The sequence below is a fragment of the Clostridium collagenovorans DSM 3089 genome (genome assembly GCF_900130005.1).
Classification (GTDB): domain Bacteria; phylum Bacillota; class Clostridia; order Clostridiales; family Clostridiaceae; genus Clostridium_D; species Clostridium_D collagenovorans.
This window is the reverse complement of record NZ_FQXP01000008.1, coordinates 36,400-57,913: the sequence shown is the minus strand read 5'-3', so window position 1 is coordinate 57,913 and position 21,514 is coordinate 36,400. Positions and strand designations below refer to the sequence as shown.

General features: G+C 29.4%; 16 protein-coding genes. All 16 read right to left on the bottom strand.

Annotation, left to right across the window (positions count from 1 at the left end):
- Positions 1–134: 134 nt before the first annotated feature.
- Entirely contained in the window at positions 135–1,457 is a 1,323-nt protein-coding gene (locus tag BUA48_RS10745) for an MFS transporter (RefSeq protein ID WP_072832065.1), read from the bottom strand.
- A 163-nt stretch (positions 1,458–1,620) separates the two neighbouring features.
- Positions 1,621–2,787 (bottom strand): HRDC domain-containing protein, encoded by a 1,167-nt coding sequence (locus BUA48_RS10740; RefSeq protein WP_072832064.1) that lies wholly within the window; start codon positions 2,785–2,787, stop codon positions 1,621–1,623.
- Between the two features lie 49 nt (positions 2,788–2,836).
- Complete coding sequence (locus BUA48_RS10735) at positions 2,837–3,247, bottom strand: NUDIX hydrolase (RefSeq protein WP_072832063.1); 411 nt, start codon at positions 3,245–3,247, stop codon at positions 2,837–2,839.
- Between the two features lie 217 nt (positions 3,248–3,464).
- A complete protein-coding gene (locus BUA48_RS10730) occupies positions 3,465–3,665 on the bottom strand; it encodes a hypothetical protein (RefSeq protein WP_143147709.1) in 201 nt (66 codons plus the stop codon).
- Between the two features lie 15 nt (positions 3,666–3,680).
- Positions 3,681–6,449: a magnesium-translocating P-type ATPase gene (mgtA, locus tag BUA48_RS10725; protein ID WP_072832061.1), complete on the bottom strand. Its 2,769-nt coding sequence runs from the start codon at positions 6,447–6,449 to the stop codon at positions 3,681–3,683.
- A 189-nt stretch (positions 6,450–6,638) separates the two neighbouring features.
- Complete coding sequence (locus tag BUA48_RS10720) at positions 6,639–6,950, bottom strand: DUF3784 domain-containing protein (RefSeq protein ID WP_072832060.1); 312 nt, start codon at positions 6,948–6,950, stop codon at positions 6,639–6,641.
- On the bottom strand, positions 6,947–7,219 hold the full coding sequence (locus tag BUA48_RS10715; RefSeq protein WP_072832059.1) for a hypothetical protein: 273 nt from the start codon (positions 7,217–7,219) through the stop codon (positions 6,947–6,949). Before BUA48_RS10715 ends, BUA48_RS10720 begins: the two co-directional genes overlap by 4 nt.
- A gap of 333 nt (positions 7,220–7,552) precedes the next feature.
- Positions 7,553–8,050 carry a winged helix-turn-helix domain-containing protein gene (locus BUA48_RS10710; protein WP_072832058.1) on the bottom strand — a complete coding sequence of 166 codons (498 nt, stop codon included), beginning with the start codon at positions 8,048–8,050 and terminating at the stop codon, positions 7,553–7,555.
- Between the two features lie 16 nt (positions 8,051–8,066).
- Entirely contained in the window at positions 8,067–10,718 is a 2,652-nt protein-coding gene (gene mgtA, locus BUA48_RS10705; protein WP_072832057.1) for a magnesium-translocating P-type ATPase, read from the bottom strand.
- A gap of 354 nt (positions 10,719–11,072) precedes the next feature.
- Positions 11,073–12,671 carry an ABC transporter ATP-binding protein gene (locus BUA48_RS10700; protein WP_072832056.1) on the bottom strand — a complete coding sequence of 533 codons (1,599 nt, stop codon included), beginning with the start codon at positions 12,669–12,671 and terminating at the stop codon, positions 11,073–11,075.
- The gene (locus BUA48_RS10695; protein WP_072832055.1) at positions 12,668–14,314 is read right to left on the bottom strand and encodes an ABC transporter ATP-binding protein; all 1,647 of its coding nucleotides are present in this window, start codon (positions 14,312–14,314) and stop codon (positions 12,668–12,670) included. Before BUA48_RS10695 ends, BUA48_RS10700 begins: the two co-directional genes overlap by 4 nt.
- A 987-nt stretch (positions 14,315–15,301) precedes the next feature.
- Positions 15,302–18,673, bottom strand: a complete 3,372-nt coding sequence (locus tag BUA48_RS10685; RefSeq protein ID WP_072832053.1) for a VWA domain-containing protein — start codon at positions 18,671–18,673, stop codon at positions 15,302–15,304.
- A 275-nt stretch (positions 18,674–18,948) separates the two neighbouring features.
- On the bottom strand, positions 18,949–19,746 hold the full coding sequence (locus tag BUA48_RS10680) for a YfjL-like protein (RefSeq protein ID WP_072832052.1): 798 nt from the start codon (positions 19,744–19,746) through the stop codon (positions 18,949–18,951).
- A gap of 1 nt (position 19,747) precedes the next feature.
- Entirely contained in the window at positions 19,748–20,272 is a 525-nt protein-coding gene (locus BUA48_RS10675; protein WP_072832051.1) for a zf-HC2 domain-containing protein, read from the bottom strand.
- Entirely contained in the window at positions 20,265–20,762 is a 498-nt protein-coding gene (locus tag BUA48_RS10670; protein WP_072832050.1) for an RNA polymerase sigma factor, read from the bottom strand. Before BUA48_RS10670 ends, BUA48_RS10675 begins: the two co-directional genes overlap by 8 nt.
- Before the next feature lie 267 nt (positions 20,763–21,029).
- Entirely contained in the window at positions 21,030–21,425 is a 396-nt protein-coding gene (locus tag BUA48_RS10665) for a hypothetical protein (RefSeq protein WP_072832049.1), read from the bottom strand.
- Positions 21,426–21,514 lie beyond the last annotated feature (89 nt).

Here is a 21,514-nt window from a genome sequence, read left to right as displayed (position 1 = left end):
ATATTATTTTTATTTAAAATATACTAAATTTTTTTATTAAATTATAGGTATTATACCAAATATAATGTAAAAATTTCAACTTAAAATCAACCTATTTGAAATTCTATCTCTTTACAATTAGTAAATATGAACATTTACTCTGCAACATCTGGTATTCTCTCTTCAAGAGTATTAGCATTTTTATTAAAAATCATTAAAATACAGCTTAAAATAAGAATTATTCCACATAAAATAAATAAAAATCCTATACCTCTTCCTGTCCCACAACCAATTAAATTGCCTATAAAGCTATTTCCTAAAATCCCTCCCTCACTCATTAAGGGTTCAAAAATATCATCAGCAAGTGGACCTGCTAGCATACATGCAATTGGCGTTACACTACTTAATATAGCACTCACTAAAGCTGATACCCTTCCTAAAACACTAGGTTCAATTTTACTTTGAAACAATGTGTCAAGCAATGTATTGGCATAGGGTACTAAAAGTGCAAAGATAAAAAATCCACTTCCAATTACATACCATCTTGGAGATGATCCTGCAATAATAAGTCCTACACCTGAAAAGCCTAATGCCATAAAAATAGTTCTTATCTTTTTATTTGTATTAGGTAAAATTCCTGATAAAGCTCCTCCTAAAATCATTGAAAATCCATACACAGCTTCTATTGTTCCGTAAATTGATGCATTATAATTAGCTAAAATCATAGGTCCTAATAAAATTAATGATGTAATCGCAATAAAATTTAATCCTGAAAATGAAAACAATAAACTTATAAATCCCTTCTTTTCATATAAATAATTCCATGCAAATTTGAAATCTCTAATCACTGTATTAAAAAAAGATAAATTTTCTTTATTAACCTTATGTTGTGGAATTTTAATAACAGCAATTGTAGCTATTGCAAAAAAGAAAGATATAAAATCAATAACTAACAAACCACTTAAATTTAAGATTGGGTATAATGCCCCTGCAAAAACTGGAGCTAACATGTTTTGAGCTGCTCTTGAAAACTGAATCATACCATTGGCACGACTTAATTTATTTTTAGATACAATCATTGGTATTGACGCACTGAAGGCAGGTCCTTGAAATGTGGATAAAGTAGAAGATATAAATAAAATAGGGTAAACCATCCATACCTTCATTATTTGTAATAGTAATAATACTACCATTATAACCTTTAATACAGCATCTAAGGTATCTGTTACCATAATTATATATTTACGTTTTTTTCTATCTGCAAAAGACCCTGCAATTGGTGCAAAAATAATTATTGGTATCGTCGTACATAAAAATGATAAAGCGAAGGGGGTAGCACTACCCGTTTCATAAAAAATCCACACCGATAAACCAAAGGATGAAAGGCCTGACCCAAGTATGGATATAAATTGACCAAACCAGATGACTAAAAACTTTTTAAAGCTTTTATTCTCCTCACATAAATTACAATTAGACATCTTAGCAATCTCCTTTAAAATTAGTATTTTATTACTTCTTTTAAATATTAAACTCATTATATTCCTTAATTCCATTCTAATGTCTAAATGCTTTTTTGCTACACTTCTTTAAATATAACCTAAATAAAAAACTCATAGACCTTAGTTTATGAGTTTTTTATATTTATTTAATACATTCATACTTATTTATAATGGCTAAAATCTCTTCTCCATATTTATTTGTTTTCACCTCACCAAAGCCAGCTACTAACTTCAGTTCTTCTTTATTTTGTGGCATCTTGGAAATTAAATCTTTTAATTGACTATCATTATATATAAAATATGGTTTCACCTTTTCTGTACGACTTTTATTTAATCTATATACCTTTAATTCTTTGAAAATCTCTGTGTCTTCAATAATTACATCTTGGGATTTTGTAGATTTCTCACTTGTTTCAGTTTTTTTAAATTCTTCACATTTTTTAATTTTTTTATTTTCCTCAATTTCTTTAAGTTCCTTACCCTCTTTAGAGTGGTCAATATCTTCTGGTTCTTTATTTTTCTTGATTTTTGTATTCTCTATAGATGAAATATATTTATCTAATTTATATTGTTCATATTTTGCAGTGTAGTCTCTTTCAACATCCTTATGTAGATCTAAATATGATTTTGCCCATGATAACATTTTATCATCTGATGTGGTTGCTTCTTTAGAAGCATCATTCATTTCTTTTATGTATTTTACTAATTGGTCTGCACGAATGACTTTATCTTTTATTTCTTTCTTTGCGAATTTCGCATTTAAAACTGTCTTAGGATTAGCTAATACAACTACTGATTTATTTATGTTTTCAAAACTCTTTTCAACCATAAACTTAGTTAAAACATTACTTTTTTGCTCTAATTTAATTTTTTTCATTAATTCTAAGTGACGTTGATTCTGAGTTATAGGAGAGTAAATCCCTTCCTTCTTCCTTTTAACCCCAAATTCCAAAGTACGTATAAAATCTCCCGAATTATTAATTTCTATATTACCATAAAGATTTTTGCATTCAATAACAAAGCATAATTTCTTTGTAAAGACAAGATAATCTATCTGTGCACTAAAATCTTCATACTCTAAATATACATCATGTAGTATGTACATAGGCATATGACTATTTTTCAGCTCAAAAGCAATATTTTTTTCTCCTATAATTCCATATTCAAGACACTTTATATCCTGTTTAAGTATAGCCCTCCCCTCTTCATTAAGTAATGTTTCTAATTCTTTAAGTTTCTCCAGTTGCTTTTCTGCCTCACTGTTTTCCTTAAGAAAAATAGGCTCACTCAGTTTATTAAATAATCCCATTCTTTTCTTCCCCCCATGTTAACATTTTTATAAACCTATAACTATTTTTTTAATTAAATAATTCCTTTGCACTTGCAAAAAGTACTTGAGCTATATCTGGATATGTTAATTCCTTAGGTAATTCAGAAAAAGTCTTAACCTCTTCCATTTCGCTCTCTGGCATATTTGATAGCTCAGTTATTTCTGCAAAAAATACTACTCCTGTAGAACTTCCCTCATCATCTCCTGCCCAATAATCAAAAATCGGCTTAATTGAAAATTCTACAGCCCCAGATTCTTCAAACAACTCTCTCTTAGCTGCCTCAAGCGGAGTTTCGCCCTTTTCAATATGTCCTCCTTGAGTCTCCCAAGTATCACGTTCTTTATGACGACTTAATAAGATTTTTCCTTCATACTTAGAAAGAACAACAACATATCTATAATTCTTTAATTCATTTAATTTATAAACCTTACACTCCATAGTACTTACCTTTCCCTAACTCTTATAAGCATATATAATTCTTATAAATAACTTCAAAATACTTTTCTTATATTTTACAAATGCCTAATTTATTTAATATGTCTTTATACTCTTGTTTATTTTAACAAATAAGATTTTTTATGTAAATATTTACTTTAATACTTTTATAAAGTAATTTAAATAGCACCTGCATTCCACAGGTGCTAAATATATATATTTAATTAGAAATTCTTTTAGGCTTTAATTCCGTCTTGAATCCTTTTTTCTTAGGTTTTACGTTCCAAAATACAATGTTTTCAATAACCACTATAAGAGCTACTACTATCATACCTACCCAAAATCCTACATTTAAACCCATGAACTCTGTACTTCCAAATAACTGTAACCACATATTTTTAAATATATTAGTAAAGTTCATAATACCCCTCCTTCATTATAGTAATTCACCATAACACTTCACATATGCTTTCTTTAAACTTGTTGCTAATATCATGTATGCTAAAATACATGGAATTAGATAAATAAAGTACTGTGCTGGTAATGCTACAAATCCTAAGGATGCACCAAAAGCTGTGAATGGAATTACTGTTAATACAGCAATACCTGTAAATGTTAATACTGTTAATGAAGCTGAAGCACGGCTTTGAATAAATGGAATCTTAGCTGTACGTATCATATGAATTACAAGAGTTTGACTCCACATTGATTCTACAAACCAACCTGCTTGGAACATACCAATATAAGCATCTTGCATTTGTATAAGTTGTGCTCCACTGAAGTGATTTGCTAAATCACTATATAACACACCATTTGAAACAAATATTGGGCAGAATACAAAGTACATGAAAAGATAAGTTGTAAAATCGAAAATTGAACTAGTTGGCCCAATCCAAATCATAAAACTACCTACTGAAGAAGCATCCCATTTACGTGGAATCTTAAGGAATTCTTCATCAACATTATCCCAAGGAATAGCAGTACATGATAAATCATAAATTAAATTTAAGAAAATCAAATGTACACTCATCATTGGAAGAAATGGAAGTAATGCAGATGCCGCAAGTACTGAGAACATATTCCCAAAGTTAGATGAAGCAGTCATCTTAATATACTTAATCATATTTGCATAGGTTTTTCTACCTTCGATAATTCCTTCTTCTAAAACCATTAAATCTTTTTCTAGTAGTATTATATCTGCTGACTCTTTAGCAATATCTACTGCTGTATCAACAGAAATTCCTATATCTGCTGATTTCATTGCAGCTGCATCATTTATACCATCACCCATAAAGCCTACTGTATGACCAAGACTACGTAATACTGATACAACTCTAGCCTTTTGATCAGGTGAAAGCTTGGCAAATACATCTGTTTTTTCTGCTACCCTAGCTAATTCCTCATCATTCATATTGTCTAAATCAGATCCTAAAAGCATATCTCTTACATCAAGTCCAACCTGTTTACAAATAGTACGAGTCACTTTATCATTGTCCCCAGTAAGAACCTTTGTAGAAACTCCATGTTCCATCAATGCTTTTATTGCCTCAGCAGTTGATTCCTTTGGAGGATCTAAGAAAGCTAAATAACCTAATAATACCATATCACATTCATCTTTTACCCCAAAGGCGCCTACTGGTGATGGATTGCTCTTTTGTGCAATAGCAAGTACACGAAATCCATTTTCATTTAACTCATCTACTGTAGCTAAAATGCTTTTCTTTATCTTAGCAGTTAAAGGTTCTACTTTTCCTTTATATTCTGCAAACTTACAAACAGAAAGCATCTCTTCTACTGCACCCTTTGTAACCATTTGTGTCTTTCCATTCTTATCTTGTACAACTGTAGATAAACGACGACGTACAAAATCAAATGGTATTTCATCTACCTTAACATAAGCACTTGAAAGATCCATTAATTGTGGATTTTCCTCTTCTTCTTCTTCTGTTTTTTGTATAATTGCAATATCCATTAAATTTTTATATCCTGTTTGAAAATAACTATTTAAATAAGCATGACGTAATACACGTGTATCTTCTTCTCCCATAACATCTAAATGATACTCTAACACTACCTTATCTTGAGTCAATGTACCAGTTTTATCTGTACAAAGAATATCTATAGCACCAAAATTCTGAATAGAATTTAAGTTTTTAACAATGGTTTTCTTTTTGCTCATTGAAATGGCACCCTTTGCAAGGCAAGTTGTTACAATCATAGGTAACATTTCTGGTGTTAACCCTACTGCAATTGATATGGCAAATAAAAATGCATCTAACCAATCGCCCTTAGTAATACCATTAGTGAAAAAAACTATTGGAACCATAACTAACATAAAACGAATTAACACCCAGGAAACTGCATTAACGCCCTTTGTAAAGTTTGTTTCAACTGCCTCTCCTGCAACAGAAGAAGCCATAGATCCAAATAAAGTGTTATCCCCAACAGTAACTACAACAGCTAATGCACTTCCTGAAATAACGTTACTTCCCATAAATGCAATATTATTATACTCAGTTACATTATCCTTAAGTTCACTTATAGCTAGTGTTTTCTCTATAGGTTCACTTTCTCCTGTCAAACTAGCTTGACTTACAAATAAATCCTTAGCATCTAAAATACGTATATCCGCTGGAATCATATCCCCTGCTGATAAATGCACAATATCTCCTACAACTAAATCATCTAAAGGTATTTCTTCTTTAACTTTATTTTGACGATCTACAGTACATGTTGTTGTGATCATAGCTAATAACTTTTCTGCTGCATTCCCACTACGAGACTCCTGTATAAAACGTAAAGTACCAGAAATAATTACCATAGTCATTATTATTATTACTGTTAATGGATCTATATCCTCAGGTAAACTCCCAAACATGCTAAAGTAAGGAAAAATAATATCAGTTAGTGTAGAAACAACTGCAAGACAAAGTAATATAGCAGTAAATGGATTAATGAAGGCTCCAGATAAACGCTGTAAAAGACTCTTCTTCTTTTGATGTGTTACCTTATTAGTTCCAAACTTTGTTCTATTTAAATCAACCTCTTCTTCAGAAAGCCCTCTTAATGTTCCATCAACACTTTTCATAACCTCTTTTGTTGAATTCATAGCTGCAAATTTAAGTCTACGATTCTGCGCATCTCTTAATACAAACTTTTCTGCTGTCTTGACAGCTTCCATTCTATTTTTTAATTTTGTATTCATTTCTCTTACCTCCCTATACTTAAATTACATAGCATAGCAAGATACCATATCTGCTTTCTCAGACAACATTCCTCTGCTTAATACTCAGATTGGTAGTCTTGCAAATCTTCTCGGTGGCATCATAAGAATCCATATGCCTCACCATCCTTTCTTTAACTAAAATATCTATTTAAACCTCATATAAGGGTATTATTTATTTATATACCTTTTACTTTTTCCAATAAAATACACATCAGTACCAGCTGCTATAAGCCAAAGTATCATACTCCATATAAAAAACTTATCCTGAAACCTACCCCATAAACCGCTTACCAGAAAAATAACTCCGCATATCATAATCATTGCACCAATATTGTGACATAAAGGTTTTATATTAATTTGACTTTTCTCCTTATCAGACATAGCCTTCCAAGCTGAAAGCTTAATATGACCTCTTCCAAGAAAGAAAATAATTCCTCCAATTAAAAATACTAATCCAAAGCAAATACTTGTAATATTCATTTCATACCTTCACCTCTTCTTGTTTGTAAATTTCTTTTGTATTTACACTTCTGTATCTCTGCTTTTATTTTTTGAAGCTTGTACCACTGATGAATAAGAGTGAGAAAAATTCCTACTATAAAAATCTGTAGCCCTAAAGTTACTCTTTGAAAAATTACAACTTGTAAAATTCCTTTCTCTGGAAAAGCAAAATGCCATAGGACAACAAGCATAGCTGTAATAACATAAATAGTTAGTATTATTTCTAATAACCTTTCCTTAAATCTCATTGCTCCCTCCTTATCTACAGCATTTCCCAGCCAGCACTAAGCACCTCTTTAATTTCTAAAGCATTTCTCACAATAGCTTCTAAAACATATTCCTTAGGCTTTCTAAGGAAAAGATACTCAGCATAAACCTCCACCTTTTCTCCATTAATATAACTACTCTCTAAATGATTTAAATACAATGCTTTAGAAGTATTAAAATATCAACTTATCCTCTTATTTAGTATAAGAAAATACCCCTAGGATTAACATGTCCAAAGTCTTGCGATTCTCTTGCGATTTCGCAAGAAAAAAACTATCATATGATAGGCAACATCCTTCACATGATAGTTCTCATTATTCTTTATCATTAAATTTATATCCAATTCCCCAGATAGTTTGTATATACTCAGGTGCATCGGGGTTTGGTTCTATTTTTTTCCTTAACTTTCTTATAAAAGCCATAATATTGCTACTGTCCAATAAATAATCTCCTTCCCATACAGCTTGATAAATTTGCTCCTTAGTAAATACCTCTCCACGATTAAGAGCAAGAAAATACAAAAGATCAAATTCCTTTGGTGTAAGAAAAACTTCCTTTCCTTCCCGTAATACCTTTCTAGCCTTAGGGTAAATTGAAAGTATACCGCAAGTAATTACTCTATCATTTAAACTAGGAACATCTTCTTCATTCACTTCAAGTATTACTGAATCACACTTGCCGCGTTGTAGATCCTTTAAAACCTCTAAAAACTCCTCTGCACCTGTTATCTCTGAAGGAGAAGTACGAAGTTCCTCACATAGCCAATCTAATAAGGAAAAATCTAGGTTTATAAAGCCAATATTTTTTTTCATGGCATATACTCCTTTCTCAGATTAGTTCATGATACTTTCGCACATAATAAACCTTTGCAAAAGAAATCAATAACATATAAAGTATTACAATACTTAACAAAAACATAAAATAATATACAGGTAGAGGCTCTAAACCAAACAACGCCCCAAAAGGTGTAAAGATAAGCGCTGTAAACAATCCTATACCTAAAATAGTTACTGCTATAACTTGACGTGATGGCCTACTTTGTAAAAGCGGAATTTTTCTTGTACGAAGTAAATGAAGAATTAACACCTGGGTCCACATGGATTCTAAAAACCACCCCGTTTGAAAAGTAGTAATAAACTTTAACTGACTACTTGTCTCTATAAGCATGTTAAAAGTTCCTCCACAAATCTTAGGACAAACTATAAAATATAAGAATCCAAAAGTAACTATATCAAATATTGAACTTATAGGTCCAAAAAACCTCATAAATCGTCCAAGTGTTCTTCCAGACCATTCTCTTGGCAAGGAATAAATATCCTCATCAACATTATCCCATGGAAGTACAAGACATAAAATATCATAAAGTAAATTTAATAATAGCAGTTGTACAGACAACATAGGTAAGAAAGGTAGAAATATACTAGCAAACACAATAGATAAAATGTTTCCAAAGTTTGAAGATGCCGTGATTTTTATATACTTAGACATATTGGCAAAGGCCTTTCTTCCCTCTAAAACACCCTCCTCTAATACATTTAAATCCTTTTTAAGTAAAATTACATCAGCACTTTCCTGAACTGCTTCCACTGCATTTTCAACAGAAATTCCAACATCCGCTTCTATAATTGAACTTAAATCATTCATTCCATCTCCTAGATACCCTACTATATGCCCATTGTTTTGTAGTATCTTAACAATACGAGACTTTTGCCTTGGTGAAAGCTCAGCAAAAATAGTAGTTTGTTCTATTCTAATAGGTAACTCATCCTCAGAGAGCTCCTCTAACTCTGCTCCTGTTAAAGCTGATATTCCCAAACCTAATCTACGACAAATAGAAATAGCAATACTTTTTTGATCACCTGTTAAAACCTTTACATCAACATGAAGTGATTTCAACTTCTCAATAGCACTTATAGCACTTTGCTTTGGTGCATCAAAAAAAGCTAAGTATCCAAGTAAAATAAAGTCCTGCTCATCATCTTTGCTCATATTCTTATTTGACTGTAATTTATAAGCTACAGCTAAAACCTTCATACCATCCTCTAACATTTCATCAACAATAGCATGAACCCCTTCAAAGGTATCACCCTCTATTTCTACTACCTTACCTTGATATTCAACATAACGGCAACGATTGCAAACTTGTTCAATGCTGCCCTTAATTAAAAGTAAATTTTCATCCTTACCCTTAACCAATGCACTTACAAATTTACGTTCATAGTCAAAAGGAAATTCATCTAGTTTAGAATGCTGTTTTGCTAAATCTTCAAAATACTCTTCCTGACTTAACATAGTAGGAACTTTAAGAATCGCTGTATCTAAATGATTCTGAACTCCTGTATGATAAAGGCTATTCAAATAAGCATACTCTAAAACCTTATTGCTCTCATTTCCAAGTATATCTATATAATATTCTAGTAAAACAGTATCTCCAGTAAGTGTACCTGTTTTATCTACACAAAGAATATCCATACTTCCAAGTTCTTGCATTGCATTAATATTCTTAACAACTGTTTCCTTCTTCATCATAGAAGCGCTTCCTTTTGCAAGACAAGCATTTATGACCATTGGAAGCATTTCTGGTGTAAGACCTACTGCAACTGAAAGTGCAAATAAAAATGATGAAACCCAATCACCCTTTGTAAGACCACCAGCTATGAAGACTATAGGAACAAGAACCATCATAAATCTAATCAATACCCACGCAATAGAATTTGCACCCTTTTCAAAACCGCTTTTTCTAATATTTCCTGAAATCCATATTTCACCGTATGCAGTATCCTTGCCAACTGCAAGAACAACTCCCTCAGCGTTACCACCAATTACTGATGAACCCATAAATACAACATTATTATAACTTGTATAACTTTGCTTGTTTTCCTTTGATAAAGTACTTATATCCTTTTCAAGCAGAGTACTCTCACCAGTAATAGCTGATTGAGAAACAAATAAATCCTCTGCCAATGTCAATCTAATATCTGCTGGTACACAATCTCCAGCACGCAAGCGCACCCTATCCCCAACAACTAACTCATCTGAATTTATATTTTTCCATGAATTATCTCTTCGTACCATAGCAGTTGTGCTAACAAGTTGAGTTAAACGATCTGAAACCTTTTTAGATCGCATCTCCTGAATAAATCTTACACTTCCACTAATTAAAAGCATGCAAATAATTATTAAGGATGTAGTTATGTTTTTACTAAAGTTTGATTTTAATAGCACATCCGTAATGAAGGAAATACTAGCAAGGCAACATAAAATAATAGTAAAAGGATTTATAAAAGCTCTACGCATTCTATACCAAACTGTATCTGTTTTTTTCTTAGTAAGAATATTGCTTCCATATTCTTCCCGACTTTCAAGTATTTCTTCTTCCTTATATCCACTTTCCGATACATGAAAGTCCTTAATAAGATCACTTACCTCTTTACATGAATACCTTGCTATCCGCTCATGTATTAAACTCGCAATTTTCATAGGCACTCACCTCCAATTATATATATACCATACTTACTTTCCTTTTAGCATATTTAAAATCTTGCTTTTTCCTTGCTTATATAAATACTATTAATTTTTATATGCTTTAATATATTGAATAATATAAAAAGCACCTGTATTTTACAGATGCTAAATAATCACTATTTCAAATAGTTATTTTAAATTTTCTTTCCTTAGTTAATGTTTTTTAAAAGAAAACATAATAGCAAAGTAATATATACACCATATTATTGCTGAAATCACCATAATAGATGTAAAAATAATCACTCCATTTTTTGATCTTTTTTCTTGTTCATATTTTTAACTTATTATATTTATGCTACAAGTTCTTTATCAACTCCCTAAAGCATATACCTCATCATATAATGTTTTATTATTTTCAAATATGACATGACTAACATTTACAACAGTTATATCTGGAATATTTAAAATTGTACTTTCTATATTTTTAGCTGTTTCGTAGTCTAAGTTTGCAAAGGCTTCATCTATAAGAAGTAAATCAAATTTCATAAGTAGACTTCTAGCTATTGCTATTCTACTTTTTTCTCCACCTGAAATATTTTTACCATTATCTAAAATCATTGTTTCAAGTTCATTTGGTAAATTATCTACAAAACTTCTTAAGCCAGATAAATTTATAGCATTTTCAATCTCTTCCTCTGTATAATTTTTGTATAATGTTATATTATTTTTTAAAGTATCTTCAAATAAAAAAACTTGTTGCTCAATGTTAGATATACATTTATAGTAACTATCTGAAGTTATATCATTTAAATTAATATTATCTACATATATACCTCCACCTTGTGGCAAATAATACTTTCTCATAAGCTTTAACATGGTACTCTTTCCACAACCACTTTGTCCAACAACAAGGTATTTATGTCCCTTTTTAAAAGTTAAATTTAAATTTTCTAATACCTTTTCATCCTCATAACCAAAGGAAAGATCTTCAATTCTAATCTCTTCTAAGTTGCTTATCTTTACATTTTCATCACTTTCAAAGCTACTTTCTTTTATTTCTTCAAGCCTTTTAAATACAGATTTTGTAGATATAAAACTAGGAATCCTTGTAGTCATATCTATTATAGGATTAATTATATATTGTATATTTTTACCCACAACAAAGACACTTCCTAAGGTTATGATACCTTCCTTAGTGCAATATAAGATTATTACATAAGTACCTATAAATAATAACTTACTAAATAATTCTTGTAATCCACCACTAATAGTATCTAACTTATCAATTTTATAGTTTTCATTTTCTACCTTTTCTACTTTATTTAAATAGCTACTTTTAATCTTTTCGCTTATATCATTTAATTTAATAATATGAAAGGTATTAAGAATCTCTTTTATATAAACAGATAATTCCTCATATAATCCACTTCTTTTTTTATAGTATTTTTTCATGAACTTCGCTGCTAATATAGATATTAACGTACTTCCAACTCCTAGTAATACCATGAAAATTAATAGCCTAACACTAATTGATACTATTAAAACAAAGGTTACTATAAGTCTTAAAATATTTTTTATTATACTATAAATATTTTCTACATAGTCCTTTTCTACGGTGCTTATATCATTTGTAAAACCTGATATATACTTAGCAATATTCTCTTTTTGGTATTCATTTATTCTTTTATTAAATATCTTATTAATATAATTACACTTCAAATTACTCGTAGCTTTCAATTTATATAAATTATACAAATAATCACTTACTATATTAACTAGCAATAATATTAAAGAGCATATTATCCCAATCTTTGCTGCCCCTAAAAAAAGATTTTTATCCTTTGAAATTGCCGCATTTGCCATATCCCCTATATTTATAGATATATAAACATCTAAAATTATAACAATAAAAGAAGCAATCAATGCAATACTTAGATAACCGTATGACCTTCTAATATCCTTTTTCATTGAAGTACCTCCTTCAAAGTATCCTTTACCTCATATTTATATATTTGTCCATCTTTAAACTCTAAAATATAATCATATCTATCTAATACCTCATCATAAACTCTATGAGATATTTCAAAAACAGTTGAATCTAAACCTAAAAGCGTATTCTCCACCCTAAGTCCTAATTCCTTATCTAGACTAGATGTACATTCATCCACAAAAACTATATCAGATTTTCTAATAATAGACCTAGCAATAGAAACTCTTTGCCTCTCTCCACCTGATATATTCTTACCATTCTCATCAATATTAAATTTATAAATTTCTTTTATGTCACTTGCTAATGTGTCAAGACCTGCTAATTGAACGGCATTTAAAACTTCATCATCTTCATAATCCTTAAATAAGGTTATATTATTCTTTAATGTATCTTCAAACAAAAATGTATCTTGAGTGATAAAAGATATGTTTTTATTAAAACTCTCTAAGGCAATGTCTTTTAAATTAATATCATCTAAATAAATATCTCCAGTGTAATCCTCATAAGTCTTAGATAGTAACTTAATTAATGTAGACTTTCCTACACCACTCTTCCCCCTTATTAAATACTTATTCCCCTTTGCTAAGCTTAGGTTTACATTATCTAAAATAATCTTATTATCATATTTAAAAGTAAGATTTTTTAATATAATACCTTCATTAAAACTAAAATCCTTTAATACCACATTTGTGCTTTGAATCTCTTTATCATTATCAACAGCTATTTTCTTTAAAATAGCTTTATAAGCCTTGTGCTTATTATATAAAGTATAAACTTGTGAAATTACTAGGCTCTGATCCGTTAATAATATCATAAGTGACATTTGAGCTAAGCTTCCACCATTTATAAATTGATTAAGCAAATAATACAATACCCCAATATAAAATATAGCCATAAAAAAAGATACTATATTCTCATAAACTGAATTATACATATTCATCTTAACTTTCTTCTTCTCAAAAAAGTTTATTGAGAAAATTGACTTACTCATAAATTTTTCTTCTATTCCATTAAGCTTTATTAGCTCTAATCCCTTAAATTTATTACTGATATCTACGGTTAAATTTTCATTTCCCTCTGAAATTTCAGTTTCAATACCTACTATTTTTTTCTCCATTTTCTTATTAACCATCATTAAGGTAATTGTTATCACTAAAATTACAAACCCATATTTATAGTCAAATATAGTTATTATAGTTATACACCCTATGAAAATTCCTATATTAGATATTAACCTAAGTAAGTTTTTAAAATAATTATCCTTAATGTTATTAACATCATTAACTAAATTTGATATATAAGAATCCTTAGATTTCCTATTAAACTCTCCATATGAAAAATTTAAAATTTTATCAAGAACAGAAACTCTTAAAGAAACCATAAACCTTCTTATGTATTCATTTCTTATAAATCTAGATATGCAATAAAAAATGCTACTTAAAATTATTAATCCTACAGCAATCAGAATATTAGTTTTAATATTCTGATAATTATCAAGAGTTAAACATCCCAAAACCAAAGCACCAGCGATATTAAATAAAAAGCTATTAATCACAACTAAAAAGCTAGCAAAAATATAAAAACCAATGCTCATCCTCTTACACTCATTATTATCCCTCATGAAGTTAATCCCCTCTGTATATCTATTTTTAACAACTCCCCTAATATTATTTCGCATATTATATTTTAACAATAAATACTCAAAATTCCAATTATTTTCTGTAAATATATCTTTGAAAGGTACTACTTCTTATGTGTAAACTATTTTAAAGATAAAAGTTTTATCCTATTTAGCATCATATAAAAAACTTATAAAAGAGTTTGAATTTGCTAAAAGTTCCTTAATAAATACATTAATTACAGAACATAACCTTTCCTCGATTAGTGAAGTTATTGAACAACTAAAAAAGATTCTGCATCAATTGATATAAATTTTTCAATTTCACTTGAAGATTTAGTAAAAATAAACTTCACTGATTTCTGCAATATTCAAATACACAAAATAAAATCCACCTAGTACTCTATAAGACATTTACCTTACTAGGTGGATTTTTTTAATAAATTGTATTTAACTTAAAATTTTTATACCTGATATTGTAAATATGTTTTTCCTAGTTTATAAATCCGTATCTAACTTTTTCAATATATCTGCTAATCCATTTCTATCACCGTATGTTTCATTAATTAATTTCTATATAATTTCAAAACTTGTTAATGAAACTATAGCTATAGAAAATACTTATCACAAAATGTATTATCATTACAATTATAAAGTTCTTATAAAATACTTTCTTACTAATAAATAGAAAGATAAGCAATCCTAATGAATATATAATCATTCCACTAAAAAATGTAATTAATAATACAAATAAGAATGATGTAAATCCTCCAGACATAACAACTCCAATCAAACAGACAAAAGTAGCAAATGGTATTGTTATCCAAAAATTTGTAATAGTACATATAATACTTATAATATAGCCTAATACTAATATTATATTTTTATTTCCTCTCATATAATTTCCTTTCATAGCTATTTAATAAAGCTAAACTTATAATTATTATTTATGCAAAAGCTATTTCAAAATATCTCTTACATAAGTTATTACTAGTTAATATATGAGTAAAAATTTAATAAAGCATGTGCATCTAAGCATTGTTCTGGAGTATAGCCATTATCTTCATATATATTTACGTCTGCTCCCAAGTATCTTCCACCTAACAATAAATTTAATGCATCATTTTTTATCACATGATTATAGATAATATTATCATATTCTACATCATCATATTCATTCCAAATCGAATTATTATAATCTATTAAAGACCCATTTTCTTTAGCAATCTCAATTGCATAATCTAATGCTGCATCAACGCCTGACTCTAAATATATATCAAAAGCTTCTTTTAATACTGGTGCCTTCTCTACAGTTGTTAGCGCTGCTCCTCCTTTATTTATTATATGATTAGGATTGGTGAATGGTGCTGAATTAAATGTTACTGTCTTTTCTAGAATATTACTTCCTTCCCTATATAGGTATCCTGTCACATACTGAGCTAATACACCTCCTAATGAATGACCTGTAATGTATACTTCTTCAATATCTTTATTTTTTTTCAATACACTGTCTATAAACTTTGAGGCATTATTATTCTGAGTATTATTTCTAAATAACATACTTATATCTGCAACAATATCTGCAGCTCCATTTGTTCCGGTATATGCTACTATTAAACTATTACCTTTTTTCAATGCAATAGCACCAAACATAAATCCACCATTATTATGTTTAACTATAGACCAGTTATTTATTTTGCAATTTTGAGGAGTTATATTTGGATTACTGAAATCATATTCAATATCTTCAACCTTTTTACTATTTAAATTAGTGAACCAAATTTTACCATCTTTATAACTTAAGTCTGCACTCTCTAGAAGCATTCTATTAGTTACTTCCCTTGTAAGTTTATCATCAGCATTATCCTCAATTCCATCATCGTCAGTATCTCTTAAATCCGGTCTGCTATTATATCTAAAAGCTTTTTCAGTTGAATCATATTGTTTAAAGAAAGCGTCTCTATCTCCATCTACCCCACAAATTTCAAAACTGTCACTTAGGCCATCGCCATCTGTATCTGGGTTGTTTGGATCTAATTGTAATATAACTCCATTTATAAGACGTAGGTTTCTTTCAAAGTAATTAGGTATTCCATCGCTATCGCTATCTGTATATAAATCTATAGTTTGAGTTGTTAATTCATCAAACAATTCTTCTAAATCATCAGCACTAGTTGCGAATAGGTACTTACCACCAGTTGTACTTGATATCATTCTCAGAGTATTTTCTTCAACTCCACTACCTAATCCTATAGTAAATATTTTGATTCCATTTTCTCTAGCGTAAACAAGTGATGGATCATCTTCTCTAACTGTTGATTGTCCATCTGTTAAAAGCATAATATATTTATCACGTTTAGTATTAGTGGTATTAGATTTAAGTGTTGAAATATTTTCCTTAATAGAATCAACTTTATCCTCTAAAGAGGTTCCTTGTTCTCTAGCATTAGATAATGAGTCCGTATCATTAAGATTTAAGGTGCTAATGACTTCTGTAGTTAATACATTTTTTGAATTTTCATCTAATGCATTAATAGCCTTAGCTAATCCGCGTGAAATATTAGTTCCACCCCATGAATCTATGTCATTTATAGCATGAGTTAATAAATCTTTATCAGTAGTTAGTGATTGGGTTATTACTGCAAGACTGTCAAAGTCAACAACGGCAGCTTTGTTATTACCTTCAAGTTTGTTAATAAGCTTAATACTTCCTGATTTTCTCAAGTCATTTTCATCGTTGGCATACATACTACCTGATGAATCTATTGTTAATGCAATATCCATTTCATTAAATTCAGTATTTGGCTCTAGTAGTTCTTTATTCCATGATTCTTCCCATAAATCAGCCATTAATATTACATATTCTTTATAGTCATTTATTAATTTGGTGTTAATTGTAATTTCATTTGGGGAAAGGCTTCTTGTCATTGATGTTACTTCAGTTAACTTGTTTTTTTCTGTATCATATTCATATAAACCCATTCTTCCATGTTGCTTAATTAGCTCATCATTAACAGTAAAAGTTATTGTTGCTGTTTGTTCAGCACCTTCTTCATAAAGTCCAACTCTAAATGGTGCTGCAATGTATCCTGGAATATCTTTAGATATATATGGATGTGAGCCGTCCATATTAGTTATAACTATATCATCTATATATTCACCCTTAATATTTCCAGATACAACTACATTAACATTCTCATCTTTTTCATAGTCCTTTAATTCTACGGAGGTATCATAATTTTCCTCACCGTCAGTTATGCTGTTGCTATTACTATCTGGGTTATTAGGATTTGTACCTAATTGTATCTCTAGCTTATCTGATAACCCATCATTGTCACTATCTGGATTATTAGGATTAGTATTATGAATTCTTATTTCTTCATTGTCTAGTAATTCATCTCCATCTGTATCATCGAAAATTGGATTTGTATTATGTTTTTGCTCTTCTAGATTAGTTAATTGGTCTTCATCTATATCTTCATCACCATCTAAAACTCCATTATTATCTGTGTCCCTTTTTAATGGATCTAAGCTTGCTTCTAATTCAAATTTATCCCTTAAACCATCACCGTCTGTATCAGGATTATTTGGATTTGTACCTGTTAACTCTTCTTCAGCATCTGCTAGTCCATCATTATCACTATCTAAATTCCATTTTGGATTTTCGGGGTCTAACAAGTCATATACTTTAACCATTGTGGCTTGAATTAATATTTTACTGGTTATATCTTCATTGTCAATTTTTATAGTATGGGTAAATTCTTCGGTTAGAGATGAATCTTCAGCATATACTTTAAGGTTAGTAAAATTTATTAATGATGTCATAAACACAAATGCTAAAAATACTGATATTGAGGACTTTGTTCCTTTACTTTTGTATATATAAATTCCAACTATAATAGTAATCATTCCTAGTATGAAAAATATAATTGAAATAGTTTGTCCGGTAGAAGGTAAGAGATTGTTGTTATTATTGTTGCCATTCGGAACTGTTGGAGATATGACTGGTTGCTTATCCGTAGCTTTAACTTTTAAATTGAAAATTATTTCTTCATTTTGTTTTAAAGTATCTTTTTCCCACGTAATGGTTTGTCCATCTATTTTACCATCAGTTTCAATAATCCTTACTTCTTCAGGTAGCTCGTCTGAGATTTTTATATCTTTACTGTCTTTATCGCTAATGTTTTTTACAGTAACTTTATATGTTACTACCTCATCATAAGAATACTCTGTTTTATCAGTTTCAACCGACACAGAGAAATTTTTGTTTGTTTCTGCTTTTACACTTGAACTAGGTATTAAAGTAATTAAAAATACAAATAAGAATATTTTTAAAACCTTAATAAAACTATTTTTTTTCATGGTTTTCCCCCTTTAATATTAATTTCATACTTATTTTAACATATTTACTACAAAATGTGTTAAAATTATTTTAAAATATACTTATAGCTATAATAGTGCATTTTAACTTTAATAATTTTACAGTTAAATAGAAACTAAAGTTTAACAAGCTATTTTTAATGACTCAAAAGTTTTTTTTCAATTGGCGTACCGCTTGCAGCAGCTTCGCAAATGTATCCTGAATTATTCATCCAAAAATAAAAACCATGCGTAGCATGGCTTGATATATAGCTTAATTAATATTTTTCTAAATCTTTATGTCCCTTTTCTATACGTTCTTCAAGATTTTCTTCGTAAATATCATTATATAAAAAATTCTCTACATTTACTCTTATGTCATCCTTATTTGCAGTACCATATTTATTACGAGGTTTTTCTAATGTAAAGTTAATTGAGTGAAATGTTACATTTGCTTCATCAAAAATCGATTTTATAGTCAAAAGCATTTCACTTGCCTTCTTAATTGAAACCTCCTCATCTTGAACATATAACACAACTTGTCCTGAATTTCTTCCAAGTTCTTTTATGTCATAATTCTTATCAAGTTCTAATTCACTTATGCTAATTCCATACATTTCATTATCTTTCATAGAACCTTCTTGTTTTTCATTTAATTGGATTGTGCCATAATCTATATCACTTTCAAAGGGAAATTTATCATGTGCTAAAACTTTATCTACCATAAGACGGTATGCATCTTCAACACGAGTATAAGTATTCCATCCACTTAAAACATTCTCTTTATAATCATCTCTTTCTACCTTACCATTTTGCGAAATATATAGAGAAAACTGAGTGTCTTGACTTACTTTCGATTTTACAAAAACATTATAAGTACCATATTTAAAATTATATCCTGCTTTTCCTACTTCTAAATTTAATTCTGAATAATTTTCAGCAATATATTTTTCAGCACTTTTATTTGCTAAATACTTAGATATTGGATTTCCTACAAGACTATTAGTAATCAATAATAATCCCCCAATTATCACAAAAGCTAAAATAGCTGATAAAAGCTTTAAGCCCTTTTTCATATTAATTGCCCTCCTTTTTAAAAGCAAAATGTAGAAGAAACCCTACTAGTATTCCAAGTATACACAGTGCAACATATATACATGCCCATACTAAAGTTCCAATTAAGTTATTTACTATTCCTTCATACTCTCCATAAAATATTATAAAATGCCAAATGTACGCTACTACAAAAACAAAGATTGCAACTAAATATGATTTTTCCTTAAATACTATATAACTAACAGCACCTATTATAGGTATAAGTATTATATTGTAAAACATATTTTCACTCATTGTTAAACTAATTCCAAACATAACTCCTAAAGCTGTAATAATTAAAACAGTTAAAAGAATTCTTTTTCTTATATTATCTAATACCTTTTTATCATTAATTATAGGTTTTTGCTCTAAACTATTAAACATCCTCTTACACTCATCACATTGATTTATGTGCTCTAATACAGCCTTTTCACTGTCCTCACTTGCAACTCCATCCTTAACTAAGGGAATTAAATCCATACAAATATCACAAGTTAACTTACTCATAGTGTCCCTCCTTTTCAAGAATTTGTCTTACCTTCTTCTTTGTTCTAAAATCAATTACTATTGCGGAATTTTCACTAATACCATGCTTCTTAGCTATTTCATAATATGAAAATCCATTAATCCTCATCTTTACAATATCTGCTGAACGCTCTGATTCCTTAGCTAAGATATCAAGACATCTTCTTGCCATCTCCTTCTTATAAAACCTATTTTCTAAGTCATCACATTCTTCAATATAATTCTCAAATAATTCATCAAAAGATACTTCTTGCTTTTGCTTTCTAAGATGCTCATACCATTTATACCTTGCAATAGAAAATAACCATGTCTTTATATCTGACTTTCCTTTGTATTTAGAAATTGACTTTATAGCAGCTAAAAAGGTCTCAGATGTAAGGTCCTCAGAAAGTTTGGAATCATGAGTTATACTTACAAGATAATAAAAAATATCATCTTTATAATCTTCATATAAATTTTTAATAAATATCATAAATTCCTCCTTTCTATAAATTAGTGTCATTTTCTAAGATTTTGTTACAAGGTTTTTAAAATTATTAAAAACTTTAAACCTTTTAAAATGCAAGGTAAGAAAGCTACTGTAAATGACTATACATCTCTTGACCTAGACAAGCTTCATCAATCAATTAAATCCTGTCCTGTAAAAGCAATACAACATGTTGTAAAAAAGAACTAATTATAAAAAAAGTCCAATAAAATTGTACTTTGAGTCAATTTTATTGGACTTTATCATTATATACTAATATCTATCATCAATGTACTTACTTATAAATGCTGCTCCCAATGGTCCTGCAAACAATAAAATCATAACAAGTGCTTCTAAATGGAATGGGATTTCTATATCGCTACTTGATGTGTATATATCAGGACGCTTTGCTGTATATATAGGTCCTAATATATTAACTGCCAAGAAAAAAAATGTTGGAAGCCATATTATCATATAAATCAAGCCATATATATCCCCCCTAGTAAGTATTCCCCAAACTCGCTTTTCTGGCGGTACATAATATCTATGTGATGGATGCGTGCGAATTAGTGCATCTACATAAAGTTTTATAAATGATATTACTCCAGATATGACCATACACGGAAGTACCCATGGTAAAAATTGTTCAATAGTCATTGTAAGCTTCATTTAACTTGATTCCCCTCTCAAATAATAATACCCTTTATTTTTATATTTTCACTAAATTCATAGGTGCTAGTTATGCTGCTGAGTTTTGA

Bases quoted from the DNA above. Each gene is read 5' to 3' on its own strand.
- BUA48_RS10710 (WP_072832058.1), bottom strand. From the start codon at position 8,050: ATGAAAAAAAATATTGGCTTTATAAACCTAGATTTTTCCTTATTAGAT.
- mgtA (WP_072832057.1), bottom strand. From the start codon at position 10,718: ATGAAAATTGCGAGTTTAATACATGAGCGGATAGCAAGGTATTCATGT.
- BUA48_RS10745 (WP_072832065.1), bottom strand. From the start codon at position 1,457: ATGTCTAATTGTAATTTATGTGAGGAGAATAAAAGCTTTAAAAAGTTT.
- BUA48_RS10700 (WP_072832056.1), bottom strand. From the start codon at position 12,671: ATGAAAAAGGATATTAGAAGGTCATACGGTTATCTAAGTATTGCATTG.
- BUA48_RS10675 (WP_072832051.1), bottom strand. From the start codon at position 20,272: ATGAGTAAGTTAACTTGTGATATTTGTATGGATTTAATTCCCTTAGTT.
- BUA48_RS10715 (WP_072832059.1), bottom strand. From the start codon at position 7,219: ATGAGATTTAAGGAAAGGTTATTAGAAATAATACTAACTATTTATGTT.
- BUA48_RS10670 (WP_072832050.1), bottom strand. From the start codon at position 20,762: ATGATATTTATTAAAAATTTATATGAAGATTATAAAGATGATATTTTT.
- BUA48_RS10685 (WP_072832053.1), bottom strand. From the start codon at position 18,673: ATGAAAAAAAATAGTTTTATTAAGGTTTTAAAAATATTCTTATTTGTA.
- BUA48_RS10730 (WP_143147709.1), bottom strand. From the start codon at position 3,665: ATGAACTTTACTAATATATTTAAAAATATGTGGTTACAGTTATTTGGA.
- BUA48_RS10680 (WP_072832052.1), bottom strand. From the start codon at position 19,746: ATGAAAAAGGGCTTAAAGCTTTTATCAGCTATTTTAGCTTTTGTGATA.
- BUA48_RS10665 (WP_072832049.1), bottom strand. From the start codon at position 21,425: ATGAAGCTTACAATGACTATTGAACAATTTTTACCATGGGTACTTCCG.
- mgtA (WP_072832061.1), bottom strand. From the start codon at position 6,449: ATGAATACAAAATTAAAAAATAGAATGGAAGCTGTCAAGACAGCAGAA.
- BUA48_RS10720 (WP_072832060.1), bottom strand. From the start codon at position 6,950: ATGAATATTACAAGTATTTGCTTTGGATTAGTATTTTTAATTGGAGGA.
- BUA48_RS10735 (WP_072832063.1), bottom strand. From the start codon at position 3,247: ATGGAGTGTAAGGTTTATAAATTAAATGAATTAAAGAATTATAGATAT.
- BUA48_RS10695 (WP_072832055.1), bottom strand. From the start codon at position 14,314: ATGAGGGATAATAATGAGTGTAAGAGGATGAGCATTGGTTTTTATATT.
- BUA48_RS10740 (WP_072832064.1), bottom strand. From the start codon at position 2,787: ATGGGATTATTTAATAAACTGAGTGAGCCTATTTTTCTTAAGGAAAAC.